Genomic DNA, 22,126 nt, shown 5'->3' on the forward strand with positions numbered 1-22,126 from the left:
TGGAACTTATTCTTGTTTGAAAGCTCCGTGGGGCCGAGCGTAGTCACATTTGCTGCCTGGCTGGAACGCCTGACGTCTACCCGGCACCGCTCAGGCCCCCGGGTCCAAGACGCGGCCCAGATGGGTAATCAGGTAAGTCACCGAATCGGCGTTGCTCAGGATAGTGTCAATGCGCTTGTCAGGGCTGCTCATGAAAATCTGCCGGGCGTCATTAAGGTCCCTGGCGCCTGTGACCGTCAGGATTTTTTGTTTAAGGCTGGAGGTTGAAGTTTTACTGCTGTAGTCCTTCCATGTGAGGGTGACCTTATCCCAGGTCTTAAACAGCATTGACGCCGGTGTCAGTGTGGACAACGCCGTGCTGTGCAAATCCTCCAGGGTGGTCTTGAGCGCTTGCGCGCCAGGTTTGCTCGGGTCAATCAGTTCGGGGAACGGGCACATGGTGTGGAGGTAAGCGATGTCTTCGGTATCGAGCTTAAGGTGCGTCACTTCGTGGATGATCGTGCTGGCGCGGGCGTGGGCCGATATGTCGAAGGGTGAGATCAGGCAGTTCTGGTACATATCCATTTGTGGGTCGAAGAAGCGATCAAGCAAATACAGGGTGTGGTTCGTGTCATCGGGGAGCGTCAGGGCGTAGTCGGCTGCCCGGTTAGTGCGGCTGGTTCCACTGACAAAGCGACTGGAGTCCGGTTTGGTCAAGGTCGGATTACTCAGCTCATCCAACATCAGATCGACTATTTTCTCGACTCTCTCTAATTGAGCGGGGGTCAGGGAAAGGACGCCGAACAATTCGCCCAGAAATAAACCCACCCGGCTGAAAGGGTCACGATTTACTGAAAAAAGCGCGATATTGCGCTTGCATGTGACGGTGTAAAAAGTCGCTACGTTCATGGCTTCGTTGATGACTTGAGCTTTCCAGCTGGACACGGCGGCAATTTCTCTAATGCCCCTCGCTTCGATATTGACCTCCCTGCGTTCGCCGCTTCGCGCACTCATGTGTCCCAGCAGGCCGCCGAACCGTGGGTTATGACTGCGCAGGTCCAGCACCCAATGGCCTTGTGAATTGCGGGCAACATAGGAACCTTGCTGCTCGTCGTTGGCCAGGCACCAGTAGCGTGCGGTTTTCTCGACTGAATACACCTTGCCTGCAAGCGGTATGTAGGTTTTTGAGGTCGCCTTGTCCTCATAAACATGGGAAGAGGCGTTCCGCTCAAGGTCCTCCAACGCGATGTCGTGATGCTCGAAAGGTTGCAACGACGTGCGCGATGGCGCGGTGATGTCCAAGGTGGACAGGGTAGTGGCTGTGGGCAGTGTTTCGTCCGACGGCTTAGCTGCCGGTACTGCTTCATCGGTAGGCGGCGGGCTGTCGAGGCCCTCAAGCGCGTCACGCAATGCGGCCATTTGTGCGATGCCCAAGACAAAGTCCTTGAGCGCCGACTTCCATCGGTGTAGCTGCAGCGCTTCAGCTGAGCGTTTGAATAGCTTGTAGCTGCGCCAGACGACCAGCGGGTACGCGAGTTTGCCGGCCATGAATTGCACCGCCGTGGGAATTTCCTCGACCAGCAGTTCGGTCACTTTCTCCCATAGAACCTTGGCACCTTCCACGAATTGACAACTGAGCATTTTGGACAGCAACAGCGTGTTGTCGTTGAACAGGTAGTGAAGAAAGTTGCCTGTCACTTCGGACGAAGCGAGATGGATGTCGGAGACGCGACGAAGGTTCTCTTGCATCAAGTGGCGATAAGTCGCCTGGTGTGGGTCGTCAAGGTGCAGCAGCACCCAGTCCTGCAGTTCTCCCGGCCTGTCCAACTCATCGAGCAGCGCTTGTTCGTCCCGATATTCCTTGAACACATGGTTTTCCCTGTAGGGCGCGTACAGCACCACAGGGCCGGAGGCGGGTGGAGTGGGGTCGATCAGGTACATGCCCAATACTTTGACGGCGGTGGCGCCTTCGGTGGCAATCAACTCCATGGGCCGAACCCTCGCCGATGCCCCGGCGAGTGAGGCGCGTGCCAGGGCGTCGGGCATGTCGAAAACCTGCTGGACAAGACTCAGCGCCTGCGCTGAGAGTCGCTCCTGCAGCATTTGCTCGTGGGCCAGCTGCAAGGTTTGCCAGGGCAGCTGTTGGCAGAAAAGGCGTCGGCGTTGCAGGGCTTCAGCCGACTGGTCGTTCAGCTGGTTTTGCAACACCGTCTGGTAGGCGGTTTTCAGGTCCAATTGCCGCACCATTTGAATCACCGCAGTGGCATCCAGGGTGGCGGGCAGCGGGGTGGCGGTACGCGAACGTGGACGGATGGTCGCGGTATCCATGTTCGGCAAGTGCCGCATGGCATAGTCGGTCAGGCTGTAGTCATGGATCTCGAAGGCCTGGTGAATCGGAATCAGGATGTTATCGGGGCTCAGGGCGTGGCCTGGGAAACGCGCATCAAGCAGTTTCGCAAGTGCTGCGAATGTGTGCGCGCGCAGCGGTACGATGCCATGCAGGTAGTCTTCTTCCTGAGGCGCGTTGTTGTGGTATTGCTCAAGCAGTTCCGCCTGATGGATCTGTTCCCGTGGCGGTGCCATTCCCAGCCAGACGGGCAGCGCTTGTTGATTGATCATGGTGGTGGCCACCGCGACGGCCCTGGCCAGGTTGGTCGGTGGGGCTTGCTCCAGGCTCATGTCCAGGCGGTTCTGCAGGGACCGGGCACGCAATTTCATGGAAAGCAGGTGATCAACGCCGTCCATGACGAAATCGCGATAGGTTTTCAGGCGGTTATCCAGCACGTTGTCGTCAATGAGCTTCAGGGGGCCCAATCGATAAACCTGATGGGGGATGCGCAAGGAAACCGGCAGGTTTTCCAGCAGGCTCAAGCGCTTGATCGGATGTTCCAGGCGCTGTGTCAGCGCTTGGTGCAATTCCATGATCGAGATAAAGACCTCATAACCGCTGCGAGGAGTCCAGAGCACCGCCTGGCCGGAGAGCTTGGGGTCGATACCGCCGCGCTCAGTGATTACAAATACGTTGGCGAGGGGCGTGGGTTGATCGAGTGAGCCCAGGCCCAGCGTCAATCCATAGGCATCCGGCATAAAGCCGTTGATGCCATGGCGGGTAATGCGCGAGAGGCTCTCGGGATTGAGTACCGTGTCGAGAAGCCCATGGCTGGTGGGATCTAATAGTTTACCCAGTAGCCTCAATTCGGCCTCGCTGCGCAACCCCAAGAGCATCGAGTGCGCATGTTTGTCGCGGTTGCTGTCGAGAAACACGCGGGTGAGTTCGTGCATGTCGTGATCGGAGAAAAGCTTCAAGACGCGCTCAATAATGCTGTTGAAGGCACTGAGTGTCAGGTTATGCAGCTGGAGGGCGACGTGGGGGTCACGCTTTACGTAAAACCAGGTGCGCGGTGAGCTGGACACCGGTGACGCTTCAAGGCTCAGGCGCTCGATGAAGTGTTCAACCATATTCAGGGACGACACCGGTGGGCGCTCTTCAATCTCTTCGGCGCGGGTCTCGTAGGTGTTGATATAGACGTCTTCTGCCTTGAGGTCCAGTTGCTGTATGTTCAGTTCCGCGTTCAAAGCGTGAGCGACGATGCCACGCAGGGTGGGGTGCTTTTTGCGATCCGCGTCCAGCGCCTGCTCGACGGCGTGCAGGCGCTGCAATTGCTGCTTGGCGCGCTCTGCCCGCACCGTGGACGGGCGACCATTGCCGCTGGTAATCGGGTGGGTAGTCCAGCGCCCGTTGGTATCCAGTAGCGCCAGGCGAGCATCAAGCATTGCACGTACATCCAGGGCGTAGTCGAGCAGGGCAGTCAGGTTCACCTGGCCATCACTGCGCCGATAGGTCGCCAGGGCGTGGTTCATATTACTGATTTGCTTGACGGCAATGTCTTCGACAATACCGGTAAACACGCTGCCGGTGACGGGGCGGGCCGCGATGTTTACCTGGTCCAGGCCAATAAAGGTGTTGCGCTCATCCAGGGACAGAAAGTTGAGTAACTCGTCTTCATGCCCTGCGGTCTTGAGCATGGTCAATAACGTATCTCTCAGGTCATCCATGTCTTTGAGCACCTGCACTCCATGCGATTGCGTATACAGGTACGCATGGCTTTCGTGGATCATCAGGGTGCTGGCCAGTTCCACGTAGTGCTGATACGGCGCGTAGACCTGCACTTTTTCCACGCTCAGTTGGCTGGCGTGGGCGCTGCGCGCGCTCTCGTCAGGCAGGAACATTGCCTGGAACATGTGGCTTTCTTCGGCGCTGATCACCGATGTCTGGCGCTTGAGCAGCACATCGACGCGAAACTTTTCACCCATGATTTGCGCGAAAAGCTCCACGCGTGAGGCGCCATCGCCGATGTCTTCGTTCCAGTAAGTTTGCAGCAGGCCGTCCAACAGTTTGGAGAGAACGCCGGAGGTTTCTTCGACCAACGCTTCCCAGCGCTGGTTGTCCTCTTCCAGCTGGGCCTGGGTAAAGGCAGTGGTGACATGCTTGGGGTTGAAGAATTCACGGGTTTGCTCCGTGGGCCAGGCATGTTTCACATAAAACTGCAGGAATGCTTCGCTTAACGGCAGGGATTGGACCCAGCGTCGATCACCGTCGGCGGGGTGGCGTATAAAAAAGTTTACCCGTGTGTGGCGTTGATCCAGGCCCGGGAAGTAGTTGCGCGCCATGATGATCAGTACGGTGTCGAGCATCCAGGGCAAGGTAGGAATCTTTTTCAGATGTTCAAGCATCAAATTGACATTGGCCTGCTGGCAGGCCATGAGGGTTTGCTCCTGGTCTTCACTGACCGCCCCCTCGATCACCGCGCTGGTCACCGTCAGCGCGGTGCCGATGGGTAATGCGTTGCGCTGGGTAATCGAGAGGAAACTCATCAAGTCGACGCGTTGCACCGAGTCCGCCAACTGTTCGCCGACCTCGACGAGCAGTGAGGCAGGGTCGGCAAATACCTGAATGCCGCCATAAGGCGTGTAAAGCAGGGCTTTGCCACCGTCCGGCGTGGGGCTCATCATAAAGGCCCCGGCGAGTGGTATCGCGATGTGGCCCTGAGCGTTAATCAGCAGCTTTTCCACGCGCATGGGATGGCTGAGCAGGCGCGTATTCTGACGGTCGGTATCGCTTACGTAATACAGGTTATGCAGCCACTCAAGATCTTTGACGCTCAGGCCTAGCGCTCGCTCGCGCTCGCTCGGCGTTTTCCTGCTGACGGGCCTCAGGAATTCATCGAAAAAATACGGGGGGGTTACGCTGAGCATCGCCGGTCTCTATCGTGCTTGGGGAGCATCAGGGTAAGGACGCGCAATCTGCAAGCTGGGGTAAATAATGAGATTCGGCACACGTTGACAGCAGACGCCGCGCGTGGTTTTTAAGCAGGACCCGGACGTTCATTCGTTGCCCCTCCAATCATAAAAACGGAGCTTCAAATGCCTGCGCAGTCTCCGACAGTCGACACCGCTTCAACCTTGATCGGCTTTACCGAGTTGGTGGCCTTGCTCCAACAGGTGTTCGTCAGCCACGGCACGTCGCCAGAGGTGGCGGCCATCCTCGCGCACAACTGCGCCAGCGCCGAGCGTGATGGTGCCCACAGCCACGGTATTTTTCGCATTCCCGGTTACCTGTCGACGCTGGCCAGTGGCTGGGTGGATGGCACGGCGGTGCCGACGGTCACGGATGTGGCTTCAGGCTTCGTGCGGGTCGATGCCCGCAACGGCTTCGCCCAACCGGCCCTGACGGCGGCTCGCCCGTTACTGGTGGACAAAGCCCGCAGCGCCGGTATCGCCTTGCTGGCAATCCATAATTCCCATCACTTCGCGGCGTTGTGGCCGGATGTCGAACCTTTCGCTGAAGAAGGGCTGGTGGCGCTCAGCGTGGTCAACAGCATGACCTGCGTGGTGCCCCACGGTGCCGACCGCCCGCTGTTCGGCACCAACCCCATCGCGTTCGCCGCGCCGCGCGCCGACGGCGCCCCGATTGTGTTCGACCTGGCCACCAGCGCCATTGCCCATGGCGACGTGCAGATTGCCGCACGCAAAGGCGAACGCCTACCGCCGGGCATGGGCGTGGACAGCCTCGGCCAGCCGACCCAGGACCCGAAGGCCATTCTCGAAGGCGGCGCGCTGTTGCCGTTCGGCGGGCACAAGGGTTCGGCGCTGTCGATGATGGTCGAGTTGCTGGCGGCCGCGTTAACGGGCGGTAATTTTTCGTTCGAGTTCAATTGGGCGGACCATCCGGGCGCGCGTACGCCCTGGACGGGCCAGTTGCTGATTGTCATCGATCCAAGCAAGACTGCCGGGCAAAGCTTCGCTGCGCGCAGCCAGGAACTGGTGCGGCAGATGCATGCGGCGGGGTTACGGCGGTTGCCGGGGGATCGGCGGCATCGCACACGGGCGAAGTCGCAGGAAACAGGGATTGAACTTGAGGTGCAGGAACTGCGGCAGTTGCGAGCGTTGGCTGCCGGTTGAAAGCGGCTGCGCCCAGGGCGCAGCCCTTACTCATCAGTTGCGGCGACCGAGCAACAGGCCTACCACCAGGCCAAAGCCTGCGGAAATGGCCACGGTCTGCCATGGATGGCCACCGATATAGGTCTCGGTGGCATCCACTACCGGCTTGCTGCGCTCACGTACGTTGGACACTGAGTCCAGGGCTTGCTTGAGTTTGATGGCGACCTGCTCGCGCAGGGTTTCACCTTCCTCGCCCACCAGTGATGCGCTGCTCTTGAGCAGTTTGTCGGATTCTTCAATCAGCGTGGTCAGTTCGCTGAAAGCTTGATCCTTGATTTGATCTTCGACGGATTGGGCGGCGGTTTTGCGGGCCATGTGTGACTCCTTGCAGTGGATGTGGCAGTGAACAATGGAGTATCAGGCGGAGGCAAAAGTTGCAGTTATTTTGCCCGCTGGCCATTTGCGGCAAAATCGGAATCAGGACCTTTCGGCCTACAGTGTAAGATGTCACCTATTTGTGCAGCAGGTAATTCAACATGAGCTTCAATCTCGCCAACAAGACCCTCGCCGAACGCGCCGAGCTGGAAGATGAAAAGTCCCGTCTTTACGACCTGTGGCAAACCAACCTGGGCAAAGCCAAGGGCGAAGCCGCGCGGTTGTTCGGTGAGCGCGCCAAGCGCAAGGGCAAATGGGCTGAATGGGTGCGAGCCGAGCTGGACGGCATGTCGCCGCCGGAGTTTTCCAACATGGTGCGCAGCGAAGTCAACAAGTTGATGGCGGCGGCTAAATAAAGCACTCCTCGATTGCCTCGCGCACTTTCAGCAGCAGGGGGTCGAGCTGGGCCTGGGTGCGCCAGCCCAGCTCCACCGGGTAACGCGGCAACGCCAACGGGCAAGGCAAAACGCGCAAGCCGGTGAGGCAGGCGATGGCCTCGGCGGCATGCCCGGGGATCGTCGCCACCGCCGCGCTGCCCTTGAGCAGAAACGCCAACGCGGCAAAGTGGCTGGTGGACGCGCACACCTGGCGGCTCAAGCCGTGCGCCGCCAAGCCCTCATCGGTAATGCCGATAAACCCGCTCGACGACACCAGCACATGTTCGCGCGCGACGAACTCCGTCAGGTCGATGTGTTGCTGGCCGGGCGCCAGGCTGTTCGGGTCCACCAGGCAGCGGTAGTCACCTTCGCCGAGCACTTGCCGACTCAGGCGCCGTTCGGCAAACCCACCAGCGGTGATCGCCATATCCAGGCTGCGGTCGAGCAGGGCATCGGCGACGATCTGGCTGTGGGTCTGGCGGAAAATCACCCGCAGTTTCGGCAGGCGCTGTGCGACGCTGTCCATCAGTCGGCGGCCGTAGGCAATCTCGAAGTCATCGGACAGGCCCAACACCACGGAGCGGCCCTGATAGTTCGGGCTCTGCGGATTGACCATCGCCAGGCTTTGCCGACAGCGGGCCAGCGCCTCGCTGATCACCGGTTTCAATTGATTGGCGCGAACGGTCGGTGCCAGTCCACGGCCCGTACGCACAAATAACTGATCACCGTACAGCTCGCGCAAGCGCCGCAACCCGGCGCTGATTGCCGACTGCGTCACCCCCAGGCGCAACGCCGCGCGGCTGGCGCTGGACTCGTCATGCAGGGCTTCGAAGGTTTTCAGCAGGTTCAAATCGACCTGGGTGATATCTATCTGGCTCATATCATTTAGCACTGAAGTGGGCTTTATTCATGATCAAGCCTGGCCGGAGAATGGGCAACCCCCACTGACTTGGAGTGACCGTGATGCCTGTTTCTACCGTGGCTGCTTTACAAATTGGCTCGGCGCCTGGCGGCAAGGCCGAAACCCTCGAACAGATACTGGCGTATGAAGCACAGATCCGGCTGAGCGGCGCGCAACTGGTGGTGATGCCCGAAGCCTTGCTGGGGGGCTATCCCAAAGGCGAAGGTTTCGGCACGCAACTGGGTTACCGCCTGCCGCAAGGGCGTGAAGCCTTCGCCCGCTACTTTGCCAATGCTATCGATGTGCCGGGTAGCGAAACCGATGCGTTGGCCGGGTTATCCACCCGCACCGGCGCGAGCCTGGTACTCGGCGTGATCGAGCGCAGTGGCAGTACCTTGTATTGCACCGTGTTGTATTTCGAGCCCAAGGGCGGGCTGGTGGCCAAGCACCGCAAGCTGATGCCCACCGGCACCGAACGGCTGATCTGGGGCAAGGGCGACGGCTCCACGTTAGCGGTGGTCGACAGCGCGGTAGGGCGGATCGGCGGCGCGGTGTGCTGGGAAAACATGATGCCGCTGCTGCGTACCGCAATGTACGCCAAGGGTGTACAGGTGTGGTGCGCACCCACCGTGGACGAGCGCGAGATGTGGCAGGTGAGCATGCGCCACGTGGCCCATGAAGGGCGCTGCTTTGTGGTGAGCGCCTGCCAGGTACAGGACTCGCCCGAGGCGTTGGGCGTGGAGGTTGCCAACTGGCCGGCGGATCGAGCATTGATTGCCGGTGGCAGCGTGATCGTCGGGCCGATGGGCGACATACTTGCCGGGCCGCTGGTGGGTGAAGCGGGACTGTTGACCGCGCGCATCGATACCGATGAGTTGGTGCGGGCCAGGTATGACTACGACGTGGTGGGGCATTATGCCCGCCCGGATGTCTTCGAATTGGTGGTGGACGAGCGCGCCAGGCCGGGCGTGCGCTCTATCACTGACTAAGCAGCGTTAAAAAATGTGGGAGCGGGCTTGCCCTAATGCCAGTCAGTTAAGACAGAACCGGTCTCTGTGGCGAGGGAGCTTGCTCCCGCTGGACTGCGTAGCAGTCCCATTTTTGGGGCCGCTTCGCGCCCCAACGGGAGCAAGCTCCCTCGCCACAGGTCGCAGGTTTTTCTGCTTTAGCGCTTAACTGACGGCATTAGGGCTTGCCCGATCCCACATTTGGATCCATGACGGCCTCGAAGTCCAATTGCTTCACACTTTCGCGACACTCCCCGCTACAAAAGCCACACGCTTTTCAGCTCTCAGTCCGTATAATGCGGACCTCTCAGGGTTGTAAGAATCTCGACATACGCTTGTAGCCTTATTAACAATCGTCCCCGCACTGGCCTGCTGAGCCGGGCCATTCACACAGGTGCCATCCATGGATTTCAACCCGCTTGACCTTATCCTGCATCTCGACGTTTACCTCGACATGCTGGTGACCAATTACGGTCCGTGGATCTACGGCATTCTGTTTCTGGTGATTTTTTGCGAGACCGGCCTGGTGGTCATGCCGTTCCTGCCGGGTGATTCGCTGCTGTTCATCGCCGGCGCGGTTGCCGCGGGCGGCGGCATGGACCCGGTGTTACTCGCCGGCCTGCTGATGCTGGCAGCCATCCTCGGCGACAGCACCAACTATGTGATAGGCCGAACGGCGGGCGAACGCTTGTTCAGCAACCCGAACTCGAAAATTTTCCGTCGCGACTACCTGCAAAAAACCCACGACTTCTACGACAAACACGGCGGCAAAACCGTGACCCTGGCGCGCTTCCTGCCGATTCTGCGCACCTTCGCGCCGTTCGTCGCCGGTATCGCAAAAATGCCCTACCCGCGCTTCTTCGGTTTCAGCGTGCTGGGCACCATCCTCTGGGTCGGCGGCCTGGTGACCCTGGGTTACTTCTTCGGCAACGTGCCATTTATCAAGAAGAACCTGTCGTTGCTGGTGGTGTTCATCATCCTGCTGTCCCTGGTACCGATGATCATTGGCGTGGTGCGCAGCCGCTTTGGTCGCACCACCTCCGAAACCAATTCGCACTGACCGCCTCATGTGGTCTCTCAGCGCCTGGCGTCGCCGGCGCCTGCTGGCCAAGCACCCGATTGCCGATGACACCTGGCAGCGGGTGCGCCATCACCTGACCTTCCTCGACGGCATCACGGCCGAGCAAGACCAGTGGCTGCGCGAAGCGTGTGTGCTATTTCTCGCCGAAAAACACCTCACCGCCCTGCCCGGCGTCGACCTGCACCAGGAACAACGCCTGGTGCTCGCCGCGCAGGCGCAACTGCCGCTGATGAACCTGGGCGACCTCGACTGGTATCAGGGCTTCCATGAAATCGTGCTGTACCCCGACGACTTCCTCAGCCCGCAACGCCATCGCGATGCCAGCGGCGTGGAACACGAGTGGGACGGCGAACACAGCGGCGAAGCTTGGCAACAAGGCCCGGTGATCCTCGCCTGGCCCGGCGTGCTGGCCAGCGGCCAATGGGAAGGCTACAACCTGGTCATCCACGAGCTGGCGCACAAGCTGGACATGCTCAACGGCGACGCCAACGGCCTGCCACCGCTGCACCACGACATGCGCGTGCAGGACTGGGCCAGCGTGATGCAAAGCGCCTTTGACGACCTCAACCGACAACTGGACGCCAACCCGGACGCCGACTCCGAGATCGACCCTTACGCAGCGGAAAACCCGGCGGAATTCTTTGCCGTGACCAGCGAATATTTCTTCAGCGCCCCGGATTTGCTGGTCAACCGTTATCCACAGGTGTACGCCCAACTCAGCCGCTTCTATCGCCAGGACCCTTTGGCCCGCCTGATCCAACTGCAAGCCCACGACCCGCGCTACCAGCGGCAAGGCGAATGACCGTACGACGCTTGGCGCATGGCATCGGCGTCAGAATATGCCTATAATCGCCGCCACTTTTAGGCCAATCCGGCCATGTCATATGGCCAACTAACGGGGGCAACGCCCAATGAGCTACAGCAAGATTCCGGCTGGCAAAGACCTGCCGAACGACATCTACGTCGCCATCGAAATTCCGGCCAACCACGCGCCGATCAAATACGAAATCGACAAAGACAGCGACTGCCTGTTCGTTGACCGTTTCATGGCCACCCCGATGTTCTACCCGGCCAACTACGGTTTCATCCCCAACACCCTGGCTGACGACGGTGACCCCCTCGACGTGCTGGTCGTGACCCCTTACCCGGTGACTCCAGGCTCGGTTATCCGCGCACGCCCGGTCGGCATCCTGAACATGACCGACGACGGCGGCGGCGATGCCAAAGTCATCGCAGTGCCACACGACAAGCTGTCCCAGCTGTACGTCGACGTGAAGGAATACACTGACCTGCCGCCTCTGCTGCTGGAACAGATCAAGCACTTCTTCGAGAACTACAAAGACCTCGAAAAAGGCAAATGGGTGAAGATCGACGGTTGGGGCAACGCAGAAGCCGCCCGCGCCGAGATCATGAAGTCGGTAGCCGCCTACAAAGGCTGATACCCGCGCCTCATTGCCACGGCAAATCAAAAAAGCCCCGATAATTCGGGGCTTTTTTTGGAAAAATTAAACATCAAGTTCAACACCTAACTTCTGATGTTCAACTAACCCGTATTACTGAAGAAACAAGCTACAACTAAGGAAAAACCTACACGCGCAATTCAACGCATGGTTTATTTGAATAGTTTTCCCGGCCAGTAAACTCTGCGTTTATGAATACATCAGGTGATCGTTTAAAAGCGCTGTTACGGGAAGTTCATCTTTCCGCCTCCGACTTCGCCAAGAACCGCGGCGTCACGCCTCAGCACGTGAACAACTGGTTCAATCGCGGCGTCCCCATGGGTCGACTCAACGAGATCGCAGAATTGCTGTGCGTCTCCAGCCGTTGGTTAAGCGACGGTCGCGGCCCCAAACACCCGCCGGCCAACTACTTGTTGGAAGCCCCCACCGCAAGGATCGCACCTACCCGCGAAGACATCGGCAAATACCTCACAGGCCCCGCCTGCCGCCCGGAAAGCACCGACGTGGAGATTCCCCTTCACCCCACATTCACCTCAACGGAGCGCATCCGCGTCTCCCAACACACCCTCGAAACCCTCAACGTAAAACCCGACCGCGCCGTCGGCGCCTACATGGTCGACAACAGCATGATCGACATCATCCAACAAGGCGCCACCCTCGCCATCGACCGAGGCCGCACCCAGATCATCGACGGCGAAATCTACGCCGTCGAACACGACGGCATGCTGCGCATCAAATACCTCTACAACCGACCTGGAGGCGGTTTGCGCATGCGCAGCCACAACGCCAGCGAACACCCGGACGAATACCTCACCTACGACGAACGCTTCGAACAAAACGTCCAGATAGTGGGCTGGGTATTCTGGTGGTCCACCCTCAACAACCGCCGCCCACCGGTACCGCTGGACGAACACCTGCTGGGCTGGGAAGGCTCTGAATCGGAACCGGAGGTGGGCAACTGAGGTGAATGTGGGTATCATGCGCCGCACATTTGGCAGGGGTAGCTTTTAGCTGTTTCCCTGCCCGGCGATGCGGAGGAGTTCCCGCGGATGCCCCCTACTATTCAGCCCGACGCAACGTGGGCTGAGCGATTTGAAGGCTGGTGAGGCTTGTCAAAAACAAGCTGAGGCAGTCCCCGAGAAGCCGGCCACAAGCCGGCTTTTTAACGCCCGAAATAATCATCCATCCGAAGGCCGGATCAACGGTTCTTCTTCATCCCCGCCCAGAGCAACGATGGCAGCGTCCGTGAGTCCAGCAACGCGTCATCCGCCGTCACCAGACGCGGGAGAACATGCCAGGGATGGTTGGCACTGCGGTGATGATGCAGGTGCAGATTGATGTGATAAGGCCATATGAAAAACCGCCCTGCGCACCCGACTTTCCAGGCATATGTCCATTCACGCCAACCGGGGGTGACGTCAGGTCCGCCACTGTGCTCGGCAATGCTGCGGATTTTCTGCAGCAGGGTGCCCAGCGTGACCAATGGCACAAACCAGAAAAACGCCAGCAGCAAGAGCGTCTGGGCAGACGTTTGCCAAGCGATGAAAGACAAAAGGACCAGCCAGATCACACCGGCAGTCAATGCTGGCCAGGTCATCTTCGGTGATCCGCCGCCCGCCGCCTTGTAGGCGCCCAGGTTGCGCAGCGTGTTGATCAGGAACAGATCCCCGAGTACTTGCCTGAGCAAAAGCTTCCCGCTCAGCGGGCGGAAATCCCAAGGCTGCCGGTGATACAGAAAACGCCGCTCCGGATCGTTCGCGGTTCCGGTCTGTTGATGATGTTCGAGGTGCAGGGGCCGATAGAATTCCACGGGAACCAACCCCGGAACACCGATCGCCAGGTTAATCAGAAAGTCGTTGAGCAAACGATGACGGGTCAGGTGATAGTGCGTCGCGTCGTGGTACAGAATGAACAGCGCATGTTGGCGCGCGGCAATCACCACGAAGGCCACGCCATACAGTCGCCAGTCCCCCACGTACAGCGCGATGCGCAACGTCACGACGATGCACAGCCATTCCAGCAGGATCGCTGCCATAGTACGCAGATCCACCTTCAGTCGTTTCAACATGACGGTGATCAGGCCCGCCACCCCGCCAATCGCAGCGCCATACACCACGTCGAGCAACACGTGCTGACCAGTCGTCAACACGCTAATCCCCAGCGCCAGGCTCCACAGACTGAAGAGCCATGCCGCACGAACGCGCAGATAACCGAGGACAACGCTGATGGCCACCGGCAATGCGACGTGCCCGCTGGGCGAGGCGGCCAATGGAGAGTCGATCTGGTAGAGCCAATTGAGCCACTGCGATGCGCTGTCTGCACGTTCGATCATGGTCGGCCAGAACAAGTGGCTCAGCAGGCAGGTTGCGGAAGCCACGGCCGCTGCAAAAAAGGCCGGCAACAGCCATTCGCGACGCCGCCCCAGCAGTACCAGCGCCGGCATGATCAGCACATAGCTCAGGTACAGCGGCAAGGTGTAAGGCAGTCGAGCAATGTGCGCATCCAACCCAGCCGGTTGAATCTCGCGTACCACGCCCATCGGGAAGTGCGTGACGAGAAAGTACAGCGCGCCCGTCACGACGGTGTAGATCACCAGCCAACTGAAGGGCCGCGTCACGATCGCGGTATTAAGGTGATGACTGGAAAACGTGGATGACATGAATAAGGCGCCTGATGGGTCAGAACAAACTCAATTTTCCATACCGCCATGAACGGTGATTTCTGCTCGGTTATAAGATTTGCACCGTCAGAAAATGGCAGCAACAAAATGAAGTCTACGTTGCATTGACCCTTTCAACTCGCCAAACTCCGAACATCTTGCTTGCGGTGCCGAGGAACTCCATGCGTTTAAACGCAACGTCCGTTAAATGCTGCGATCTGCATCCACATGAAATCGATCGGATGTTCGAGATTTACTCCGCATCCTACTGCGATACCTCCCGCCCGCGATTCGATCAGGATTTGCAGGACAAGACGCACTGCATCGTATTGCGTTGCGCAGATAACACCATCGTCGGTTTCACCACCCTCAAACGCTATGAGCGCACGTGGTCCGGCCAATCGATCAGGGTGATTTTTTCCGGCGACACCATCATTGACCGCGAACACTGGGGCAGCCAGCAACTGCCATTCGCGTGGATGCGCCTGGCCGGTGAGATCTGGCACGAGCAGCCTGACGTGCCCCTGTACTGGTTTCTGATCTGCAAGGGTCATCGCACCTACCGTTATCTGGGCGCCATGGCGTTGAATTACGCGCCCCGCGCCGGCGTGGTGACGGATCCCACGATGCAGGCGCTGGCTGATCATCTCGCACTGGAACGTTTCGGCGAGGCCTATGATCCGGCAACGGGCGTGCTGTCTTTCAAAGTGCCGCAAGGTCGGTTGACGACGGAACTGGCGCAAGTCCCTGCCCCTCACCTGCGCTTGGAAAACGTCGCATATTTTCTGCAGAAGAATCCTCATTACGCGTCAGGCGATGAGCTGGTCTGTCTGTGTGAACTGCACCCCGACAACCTGCGGCCGATGGCGCTGCGTCTGTTTGCCGCCGCGCAACCATGCTGATTCGCCAGGCCAGCGCTGCGGACAATCGGCAACTGCTCGATTTTCAGGCGCAGCGGGCCATGCAGGGCGGCTTGCCAATGCGTTTTGATCGCGGGCCTGACTATTTTGCGCTGCACCATTGTCATGCCTTGGACCATCGCACCTGGCTCGCCGAGAACGAGGTCGGGGATCTGAAGGGCATTGCCAGCCTGGTGGTGCGCGAAGGTTATCTTCAGGGTGACATTCAGCCCGTGGCCTATTTGGGAGATCTGCGGCTGGTACCTGATCGGCGTCTGTCGGTGTCGTGGATGGCCGAGGTCAAGGTCCGACTCAAAGCGCTGGCCGATGAAACGGGTGTCCAGCACGCCTATTGCTGTGTTATCCGCGACAACCGTCTCGCTACGCAGTCGCTGCTGGGCGGACGGCGCGCCAACCCGCTCAAGCTTGCGCATTGGCGGGGCTACAGCAACGTAGCCGTCTATGCCCAACGTGGGTGGCGAAGCACTCCGCGAACGCTCGATAACGTGCGTATTGTGCAAGCACAGCCGTGCCACGCCGATGCGCTGCGCGCGTTTCTCGACCGCGAATCGGCCGGTCAACCCTTCGGCAACGTGTTCAGTGAGGCGCAGTTTGCGCGGCGCCTGGACATCTGGCCGGACTTCGGCCTCTCGTCATTTCTGCTGGCATTGGACGCCCAAGACAATCTGCTGGGTTGTGTCGCGCCCTGGGATGCCGGGCGGATCAAGCGAGTGGTGCTTGAAACATTGCCCTTGGGGCACCAGGCCCTTCGCCTCGCGTTCAACACCTGTGCGCCGCTGTTGGGCCGCCCCTCCATTGCCGCGCCCGGCGAGGCATTGCGCGACGTTTACCTGACCCACTTGCACGTACACCAGCGCGACCCGCAAGTCTTTGCGGCGCTGCTGGATGCGGCGTGGATGCGCGTTCGTGGTCAGTACGCGTTGATGCAATTGTGTCTGTATGACCATGACCCTTTCTGGACAGCCATGACGCGCTATCGCACCGTGTCCATTCCAATGGATCTGTACACGGCGCCCTGTGTGGGCAATGCCGCGACTTTGACAGCGCAGGATGCCAAGCGCATCCCTGGGTTCGAAATCTATCTCGTCTGAGCGCAGACGTGCAGGACAGTCAACAGCGTCAGCCAGAAACGTGTGGCGTCAAAGCCACCGCCACCCAGTACCGGTTGACCATGATCGAGCCGGGGCAGGCAGATCTGCGGCATGCCCTCGATGCATTGATGCTCAAGGTAAAACTGCCCGTCATGAGCCCAGCCGGGGCGCCGGGCATTGAGGCGGGCATAATGGGTGTCGAGGCGCGAACTTGGGGCGGCGCTCCAACTGACGACGTGCACGCACCGCACGGCGGCGGGCAGGTGTTTGAGCAGGTCGGTAATGTGCGGGTCGCGCAGACTGCTGATATCCCGCGCGCCATGGGCCACCCAGGGGGTTTTCGCCAGCACGCGGCGAACGCGATCGAACGGGTAGTTGATACTCGACTGCCCTGCGCTGCCAGCCAACAGGTCATCCATGACCGCCGACGGACCTGTCGGCGGTTGCGCCAGCGCCACGCCATCACATGCCTCGCTCAATGCCTTGTTCTGTGCCAAGGCCGCGAGCGCGTCGAGGCCACCCTTGCTGTGCGCCAACACGACAAATCGTTGCCCCTGCCTGAGTTCGGCCGTCAGCACCTTGCTGATATGCCGCCCCTGCGCCATGACGCCCCGGAATGAACGCACGGGCATGCGCAGAACCGGATAGCCCAGGCGCCGCAACGTCCGCGCACAATCCTGAAAACAGCCGGGCAACCATTCGGAAAACAGCCCGGCAACCAGTACCACCAACGTGCCCGGGGGAAGCTTGGGCATGGGCTCGTGCCACGACGCGATAAATTGTTCTGTCCAGTCCAGCCGAGCCTCGGGCGCTGCGAATTCGGTTGCTGGAAAATGCAGTTGCCAGTCGTCAAACCCCTTCGGCGTCCAGGCTTGTGTTGTCGGCGAAAGACGCTTCATGGTGTGCGCCCAGTGTATTCGTCCAGCGTTTGCCGAGCAGCGTGCAGCACTTCACGGGTGTCGAGGTGGTTGGGATGGAACCCCGGAATGAACCAGGCAAGCCATCTCGGAAATACACGGGTCAGCAAACCGGGACTTACGAATAACCAGACGAGCAAACGCAGCCACTCGCGCCCGTTGCGGCGTTGCCCATCACTGCTGGCAAGTCGATAAATGAAGTACATGACATCGACTGCAAAGTAACCGGTCACGATCACCATGACGCCGCATCGCATCAGGTATCGCCAGAGCGGATTGCTAACCACCACGCCCAGCACATCGTAGGCGACGGCCTTGTGTTCGGTTTCTTCGATCGCATGCCAGCGCCACAGCATGGCCATCTTTTCATCGGCACCTTTGAGCACCGCAGGATTGCGCAGGAGTTGATCGGAGAGAACCGCGGTGAGATGTTCCAGGCTGGCCGTCATGGCCAGACACATCGCCGGCGGAAACTTCGTGCCCACTTCCTGGCGGCGCAACAGCAGTTGTTCGAGGGAATCGACAGGTGCGCCTTGTGCCGCGAGCAGTTGGTTATACGAACGATGTTCGCGAATATGCGACGCTTCCTGATAAACGAACGCGTCAACGGTTGACGCCAGCGCCGGATCGTTTTCGATCGTTTTGCGAAAGTGCACGACACTCTCGATGAAAAGTTTTTCGCCGAGTGGAAACATGATCGACAGGCCATCGAAAAAGCGCGTCACGTGCGGCCAGCCACGATACCAATAGCGCGGAATTTGCTCATCGAGTGCAAAGCGCAGGTTGCGCCGGGGGATGTCGGCGCCATCGGATATCGCCGCCGAGCGTCTGGTTAACAGGCGTTTTAGATACGACATAAAGTTTTCTGCGGTTCCTCTTGGCCTCGACGCCTCGGCAATTGATCGTGGGTGAAACGGTCAGGGCGGTATACTTTAATGCTTCGGCCTTTCTCAAGGAGCCCATATGCGCAGTTCCAGTGACATTTCGCAAACGCGTCGTTTTGACGTGGGCAATCTGTGTGTACTGGCGCTGCAGACGCTATTTTGGGGCGCAACCCTGACGTGGCTTTCCCACACTGATGCGGGCTGGCTCAAATGGCTGGTGCTTGTTCCGTTTTGCCTGGTCATGCAAGGCGTCTTCTCGATGATGCACGAGTCTTTTCATGGCTTGGCTCACAGTCGTAAATCACTCAACTACTTCGTCATGTGGTGGGCTTCTACCCTTTTTGGCGCCTCGGCCACGCTGATCCATGTCAACCATCTCGGGCATCATGTGCGCAACCGCACGCGCGCAGAGCTGGCCGACTTCGCAGTCGCGGATGAATCGCTGTGGCGCAAGCGTATCGAGTACTACTTTGCGGTGCTTGGCGGTATCTGGCTGGCGGCGTTTGTCGGCAGCCTTTTATTGCCGGTGCTGCCGGCCCGTATCACGGACAAGTGGTCGCAAACCGCAGAGGTCAATACCTATGCCGCGGCCTTCAAGGATTTCTCCAGCGCCGACTTCAAACGCATCCGCCTGGAAGTCATTGCCGGCGTCGCCGCGTGGTTATCGATCGGACTCTTGCTCGGATGGACGTGGCACGTTGTGCTCATCGCCTACCTCGCTTTTGCATTTTCCTGGTCATCGCTGCAGTGGGTGTACCACATGCGCACGCCGCTGGATGTCGTCGAGGGTGCCTATAACATGCGGGCCCCGCATCTGGTGCGCTGGGCGTTTTTGAACTTCAACTACAACCTGACCCATCATCGGCACTCGGCCATGCATTGGCAGCAGATGCATAAAGCCACCAACTTGAAAGAAACGCGGCCGCTCTGGTATGGCTGGCTGCAGGTTTTCCTGCCGCCCCAGCGGTTACCCGATGACCTGACGCAACTGAACAAGACTTACTTCTGATGAGCGCCCACATGGATGTCACACGCGCGCTATGGCAGACCTTTCTGGAACGCGCCAAGCCCACGCTCGATCAATGGCACGCGCAGCTCGAGCAACCGCAATCGACGCAAGAGCGGGCATTGCTGCGACTGCTCGAAGACAATCGTGATTGCGCATTCGGCCGCGCCCACCACTTTGCCGGGTTGCATAACTCGACGCAGTTTCGCGACAACGTCCCGATCCACACTTATGTGCAACTGCAGCCCTGGATCAAGCGCGCGCAAAATGAATCCGACGCAATTCTGACCTCCTCCCCGCCGCTGTTCTTCGAGCGTACCAGCGGAAACAGCGCGCTGCAGAAAGCGATTCCCTATACGCGCGCCTTCCTCGCAGAAATGCACAGCGCGCTGACCGTGTGGCTCGCCGACACCCATCGTCAGGTGCCCGGAATCAGCCACGGATCAAGCTACTGGTCGATGTCGCCGCCCTTGCAAATGCCGGTGGCGGGGCCTAACGGCATTTGCGTCGGGTCGGCCAGTGATCTGGAGTATTTGCACGGCAGTCATCTGGCCGGTCTGGCAGGCACTTTATTGATTCCCGAGTTCAGCGGTGCGTTGTCGCAATGGCGCCGACAAACCCTCCTCGCCTTGCTGGCCGATGCCGATCTGAGCTTTATCAGTGTATGGAGCCCGACTTTCCTGACCAGCCTGTTGCAGCCGCTGTTCGACGGCGAAACGCCCGAACATGTGCAGACGTTTGCATGGCTGGAGGCCGCGCTTCCCGCGTCGCGCCGGTCGGCATTGCGCCGAGCGAGATCCCAAGGAGTGTGCACTGAGTTATGGCCCCGGCTGGCCGCCGTCAGTTGCTGGATGGAGGGCCCCAGCCGCCATTACTTCACGCAACTGGCCGTGCGTTTTCCGCAAACGCAGTGGCTGCCGAAAAGTCTTTTTGCCACCGAAGGCATCGTGAGCATTCCATTCGGCGACGGGCCTGGGTGCCCATTGGCGATCGGCAGCCATTATCTGGAATTTCTCTGCGAAGACGGCGCCCTGCGCCATGCTCATTCGTTACGCCTGGGAGAAACGGCGCAGGTCCTGCTCACCACCGGTGGCGGCTTATACCGCTATACATTGGGCGATCGGGTCCGCGTCGTGGGCATGTCGGGGGCCACGCCACGGGTCGAGTTCGTGGGACGTGCCACGGGAACCAGTGATCTGGTTGGAGAAAAACTCGATGAGCAAATCGTGCAGAACCTGTTCGAAGGCTGCCTGCTCACAAAAGGCGCCGCCTGCCTGATCCCCAGTGCCCACGGGTCGCCACCGCATTACACGGCGCTGGTTGCGACATCCCGCCACCTTGATGCCAGTGCCTTGGCGCGGACCATCGAGGCGGCACTGTCCGATGCCTTTCATTACTGCCAGGCACGCCGACTCGGGCAACTGGGACCTTTGCAGGTGCGCGTGCTCGACGGCGGTGCGGATCAGCTCGCGCATGTATTGCAGCAGGCGGCAGAGTTGAGCGGCATCCGTGCGGGCGACTTCAAGCCACGTTCACTTATCAATCGGCTGGAGACAGCCGAAGCCCTTCTCGCTCTTACGGAAAGCTCATGTCGGCACCTTTGAATAATCTTCTTGAGACGCCGGACGATGGCACCCTCGAACAATGGTATGTGGCGTGCACACAGAAAGAACTGCGCAAAAACAAACCTTACCGGGCGAAGATACTGGGCCTGAACCTGGTGCTATTTCGCCAGCGTGACGGACGGGCAGCAGCGTTGCTCGACCAGTGCGTGCACCGCGGAACGCGCTTATCGGCGGGCAAGATTGCCGACGATTGCCTGGTGTGCCCTTACCACGGCTGGCGCTACGACGCTCAGGGGCAAGTGACCCATATCCCCAGTGTCGGCGATATGCCGTGTTCATCGACTACGCCTGCGTATCAATACCGCCAGCGTCACTTTGCGGTGCAAGAGCAGGACGGACTGGTCTGGGTCTACACCGGCAAGGGCGACCCGCAGCAAAAACCTGTGTTCAAGCTGCCGGTCTACGGCGAAATACCCTGGCAGTCGTATTTTATGATCAATACGTTCGAGGCAGATGTCGGCAGCCTCGTGCAGAACTTCATGGACGTACCGCACACGGTGTTTGTGCACGAAGGCATTTTCAGATCCAGCACGGGGCGAACAATGGAGGCCACGCTCGCGTGTAAAGCGCAGAGCATTGAAGTGACCTATCACGATGACGGCGACAAGATCGGTTTCATGAACTGGCTCAGCAACCCCGACGGCGAGCCACTGGTGCACACGGATCGTTTTTTTGCCCCCAACGTCACGCGCTGCGACTACCGCTGGGGTGACTGTTCGGCGTTCTTCATCATCAGCCAGATCACACCCATGGATTCACGACAGTCGCGCGTCTACACCTACATCGCCTACCGCTTCCGGTTACCCCGCTGGGTCCTGCGCCTGTTGCGTCCGTTCATTCATTTGTACACCCGTATCGTTATTCGTCAGGACGTGAAAATCATCCAGGCACACCGGCAAGGACTCGATAACGCAGCGAATTTCAAACCGTCCAACGTGCAAGCCGATGCCGTGCATATCGGGGTCGATCAGCTACTGGCCGCCGTGAGACGAGGAGAAGCGTTACCACCGGCACAGTGCCGTGAGTCCCGGATACGATTTTCGCTCTGAGAGAACCGGGAAATCACTTCATATCGATTTTGTGCAACAGGCTGCTGCGCAAAACGGAAAAACCTATCGTCTCTTTTAAGTTGACAGTAAGACTCCTTCCACCCGATTTATCCCTCACCATCCACCCATTAATCTGTGCCCATGTTGAACACAACGCCCAACCAACCTAAACAAAAAAGGATTCAACCATGAGCACGCCAACCTACAACCGCCTCAACAAAGACGACGCCATTGTTCTGCTGGTCGACCACCAGACCGGCCTGATCTCCCTGGTGCAGGACTTCTCCCCCAACG

The 22,126-nt window shown here is 59.3% G+C and carries 18 protein-coding genes and 1 pseudogene; 13 read left to right on the top strand and 6 right to left on the bottom strand.

What is annotated here, in order from left to right:
- Positions 1-90 precede the first annotated feature (90 nt).
- Positions 91-5,235: a DUF6543 domain-containing protein gene (locus Q1V60_RS04915; RefSeq protein ID WP_300627958.1), complete on the bottom strand. Its 5,145-nt coding sequence runs from the start codon at positions 5,233-5,235 to the stop codon at positions 91-93.
- 168 nt (positions 5,236-5,403) lie between these two features.
- On the opposite strand from Q1V60_RS04915, the gene Q1V60_RS04920 reads away from it, so the two are divergent.
- A complete protein-coding gene (locus tag Q1V60_RS04920; protein ID WP_300627959.1) occupies positions 5,404-6,441 on the top strand; it encodes an Ldh family oxidoreductase in 1,038 nt (345 codons plus the stop codon).
- 33 nt (positions 6,442-6,474) lie between these two features.
- On the opposite strand, the gene Q1V60_RS04925 is transcribed toward Q1V60_RS04920, so the two are convergent.
- Complete coding sequence (locus tag Q1V60_RS04925; protein WP_300627961.1) at positions 6,475-6,795, bottom strand: DUF883 family protein; 321 nt, start codon at positions 6,793-6,795, stop codon at positions 6,475-6,477.
- 161 nt (positions 6,796-6,956) lie between these two features.
- On the opposite strand from Q1V60_RS04925, the gene Q1V60_RS04930 reads away from it, so the two are divergent.
- Complete coding sequence (locus Q1V60_RS04930; RefSeq protein WP_003190904.1) at positions 6,957-7,211, top strand: hypothetical protein; 255 nt, start codon at positions 6,957-6,959, stop codon at positions 7,209-7,211.
- On the opposite strand, the gene Q1V60_RS04935 is transcribed toward Q1V60_RS04930, so the two are convergent.
- Positions 7,204-8,112 carry a LysR family transcriptional regulator gene (locus Q1V60_RS04935; RefSeq protein WP_300627975.1) on the bottom strand — a complete coding sequence of 303 codons (909 nt, stop codon included), beginning with the start codon at positions 8,110-8,112 and terminating at the stop codon, positions 7,204-7,206. The genes Q1V60_RS04930 and Q1V60_RS04935 overlap by 8 nt on opposite strands.
- An 83-nt stretch (positions 8,113-8,195) precedes the next feature.
- On the opposite strand from Q1V60_RS04935, the gene Q1V60_RS04940 reads away from it, so the two are divergent.
- The 5 genes from Q1V60_RS04940 to Q1V60_RS04960 all read left to right on the top strand — a co-directional run bounded on the left by Q1V60_RS04940 (position 8,196) and on the right by Q1V60_RS04960 (position 12,643).
- Positions 8,196-9,122, top strand: a complete 927-nt coding sequence (locus Q1V60_RS04940) for a carbon-nitrogen hydrolase family protein (RefSeq protein WP_300627977.1) — start codon at positions 8,196-8,198, stop codon at positions 9,120-9,122.
- A 421-nt stretch (positions 9,123-9,543) separates the two neighbouring features.
- Positions 9,544-10,200 carry a DedA family protein gene (locus tag Q1V60_RS04945; RefSeq protein WP_300627979.1) on the top strand — a complete coding sequence of 219 codons (657 nt, stop codon included), beginning with the start codon at positions 9,544-9,546 and terminating at the stop codon, positions 10,198-10,200.
- Positions 10,201-10,207: 7 nt separating this feature from the next.
- Positions 10,208-11,023, top strand: a complete 816-nt coding sequence (locus tag Q1V60_RS04950; RefSeq protein ID WP_300627981.1) for a M90 family metallopeptidase — start codon at positions 10,208-10,210, stop codon at positions 11,021-11,023.
- Between the two features lie 109 nt (positions 11,024-11,132).
- Complete coding sequence (ppa, locus tag Q1V60_RS04955) at positions 11,133-11,660, top strand: inorganic diphosphatase (RefSeq protein ID WP_005791810.1); 528 nt, start codon at positions 11,133-11,135, stop codon at positions 11,658-11,660.
- Between the two features lie 212 nt (positions 11,661-11,872).
- Positions 11,873-12,643, top strand: a complete 771-nt coding sequence (locus Q1V60_RS04960; protein WP_300627982.1) for a S24 family peptidase — start codon at positions 11,873-11,875, stop codon at positions 12,641-12,643.
- A gap of 236 nt (positions 12,644-12,879) precedes the next feature.
- Here the strand turns inward: Q1V60_RS04960 and Q1V60_RS04965 are convergent, their stop codons facing one another.
- Positions 12,880-14,340 (bottom strand): fatty acid desaturase, encoded by a 1,461-nt coding sequence (locus Q1V60_RS04965; protein ID WP_300627984.1) that lies wholly within the window; start codon positions 14,338-14,340, stop codon positions 12,880-12,882.
- Positions 14,341-14,582: 242 nt separating this feature from the next.
- Between Q1V60_RS04965 and Q1V60_RS04970 the strand changes: the two genes are divergently transcribed.
- Both Q1V60_RS04970 and Q1V60_RS04975 read left to right on the top strand, forming a co-directional pair.
- Entirely contained in the window at positions 14,583-15,242 is a 660-nt protein-coding gene (locus tag Q1V60_RS04970) for a hypothetical protein (protein ID WP_300627986.1), read from the top strand.
- On the top strand, positions 15,236-16,351 hold the full coding sequence (locus Q1V60_RS04975; RefSeq protein WP_300627989.1) for a hypothetical protein: 1,116 nt from the start codon (positions 15,236-15,238) through the stop codon (positions 16,349-16,351). Before Q1V60_RS04970 ends, Q1V60_RS04975 begins: the two co-directional genes overlap by 7 nt.
- Here the strand turns inward: Q1V60_RS04975 and Q1V60_RS04980 are convergent.
- Entirely contained in the window at positions 16,339-17,250 is a 912-nt protein-coding gene (locus Q1V60_RS04980) for a hypothetical protein (RefSeq protein WP_300627991.1), read from the bottom strand. The two genes, Q1V60_RS04975 and Q1V60_RS04980, sit on opposite strands and share 13 nt — an antisense overlap.
- Complete coding sequence (locus Q1V60_RS04985) at positions 17,247-18,125, bottom strand: metal-dependent hydrolase (RefSeq protein ID WP_300627992.1); 879 nt, start codon at positions 18,123-18,125, stop codon at positions 17,247-17,249. The genes Q1V60_RS04980 and Q1V60_RS04985 overlap by 4 nt, the downstream gene beginning before the upstream one ends.
- Before the next feature lie 106 nt (positions 18,126-18,231).
- Here Q1V60_RS04985 and Q1V60_RS04990 point away from each other — a divergent pair, with 106 nt between their 5' ends.
- The 4 genes and pseudogenes from Q1V60_RS04990 to Q1V60_RS05005 form a co-directional block, all read left to right on the top strand.
- Complete coding sequence (locus Q1V60_RS04990) at positions 18,232-19,161, top strand: fatty acid desaturase (protein ID WP_363321055.1); 930 nt, start codon at positions 18,232-18,234, stop codon at positions 19,159-19,161.
- Positions 19,161-20,762, top strand: a complete 1,602-nt coding sequence (locus tag Q1V60_RS04995; protein ID WP_300627996.1) for a GH3 auxin-responsive promoter family protein — start codon at positions 19,161-19,163, stop codon at positions 20,760-20,762. Before Q1V60_RS04990 ends, Q1V60_RS04995 begins: the two co-directional genes overlap by 1 nt.
- Positions 20,747-21,832 carry an aromatic ring-hydroxylating dioxygenase subunit alpha gene (locus Q1V60_RS05000; protein WP_300627997.1) on the top strand — a complete coding sequence of 362 codons (1,086 nt, stop codon included), beginning with the start codon at positions 20,747-20,749 and terminating at the stop codon, positions 21,830-21,832. Before Q1V60_RS04995 ends, Q1V60_RS05000 begins: the two co-directional genes overlap by 16 nt.
- Before the next feature lie 188 nt (positions 21,833-22,020).
- Positions 22,021-22,126: pseudogene (locus Q1V60_RS05005) on the top strand (hydrolase); the annotation flags it as partial.

It is taken from the genome of Pseudomonas sp. (genome assembly GCF_030147005.1).
Taxonomy (GTDB): Bacteria; Pseudomonadota; Gammaproteobacteria; order Pseudomonadales; family Pseudomonadaceae; genus Aquipseudomonas.

What these genes read in the sequence shown, in the direction of transcription:
- Q1V60_RS04915 (WP_300627958.1), bottom strand. Translation starts at nt 5,235, where the DNA reads ATGCTCAGCGTAACCCCCCCGTATTTTTTCGATGAATTCCTGAGGCCC.
- Q1V60_RS04920 (WP_300627959.1), top strand. Translation starts at nt 5,404, where the DNA reads ATGCCTGCGCAGTCTCCGACAGTCGACACCGCTTCAACCTTGATCGGC.
- Q1V60_RS04925 (WP_300627961.1), bottom strand. Translation starts at nt 6,795, where the DNA reads ATGGCCCGCAAAACCGCCGCCCAATCCGTCGAAGATCAAATCAAGGAT.
- Q1V60_RS04930 (WP_003190904.1), top strand. Translation starts at nt 6,957, where the DNA reads ATGAGCTTCAATCTCGCCAACAAGACCCTCGCCGAACGCGCCGAGCTG.
- Q1V60_RS04935 (WP_300627975.1), bottom strand. Translation starts at nt 8,112, where the DNA reads ATGAGCCAGATAGATATCACCCAGGTCGATTTGAACCTGCTGAAAACC.
- Q1V60_RS04940 (WP_300627977.1), top strand. Translation starts at nt 8,196, where the DNA reads ATGCCTGTTTCTACCGTGGCTGCTTTACAAATTGGCTCGGCGCCTGGC.
- Q1V60_RS04945 (WP_300627979.1), top strand. Translation starts at nt 9,544, where the DNA reads ATGGATTTCAACCCGCTTGACCTTATCCTGCATCTCGACGTTTACCTC.
- Q1V60_RS04950 (WP_300627981.1), top strand. Translation starts at nt 10,208, where the DNA reads ATGTGGTCTCTCAGCGCCTGGCGTCGCCGGCGCCTGCTGGCCAAGCAC.
- ppa (WP_005791810.1), top strand. Translation starts at nt 11,133, where the DNA reads ATGAGCTACAGCAAGATTCCGGCTGGCAAAGACCTGCCGAACGACATC.
- Q1V60_RS04960 (WP_300627982.1), top strand. Translation starts at nt 11,873, where the DNA reads ATGAATACATCAGGTGATCGTTTAAAAGCGCTGTTACGGGAAGTTCAT.
- Q1V60_RS04965 (WP_300627984.1), bottom strand. Translation starts at nt 14,340, where the DNA reads ATGTCATCCACGTTTTCCAGTCATCACCTTAATACCGCGATCGTGACG.
- Q1V60_RS04970 (WP_300627986.1), top strand. Translation starts at nt 14,583, where the DNA reads ATGTTCGAGATTTACTCCGCATCCTACTGCGATACCTCCCGCCCGCGA.
- Q1V60_RS04975 (WP_300627989.1), top strand. Translation starts at nt 15,236, where the DNA reads ATGCTGATTCGCCAGGCCAGCGCTGCGGACAATCGGCAACTGCTCGAT.
- Q1V60_RS04980 (WP_300627991.1), bottom strand. Translation starts at nt 17,250, where the DNA reads ATGAAGCGTCTTTCGCCGACAACACAAGCCTGGACGCCGAAGGGGTTT.
- Q1V60_RS04985 (WP_300627992.1), bottom strand. Translation starts at nt 18,125, where the DNA reads ATGTCGTATCTAAAACGCCTGTTAACCAGACGCTCGGCGGCGATATCC.
- Q1V60_RS04990 (WP_363321055.1), top strand. Translation starts at nt 18,232, where the DNA reads ATGCGCAGTTCCAGTGACATTTCGCAAACGCGTCGTTTTGACGTGGGC.
- Q1V60_RS04995 (WP_300627996.1), top strand. Translation starts at nt 19,161, where the DNA reads ATGAGCGCCCACATGGATGTCACACGCGCGCTATGGCAGACCTTTCTG.
- Q1V60_RS05000 (WP_300627997.1), top strand. Translation starts at nt 20,747, where the DNA reads ATGTCGGCACCTTTGAATAATCTTCTTGAGACGCCGGACGATGGCACC.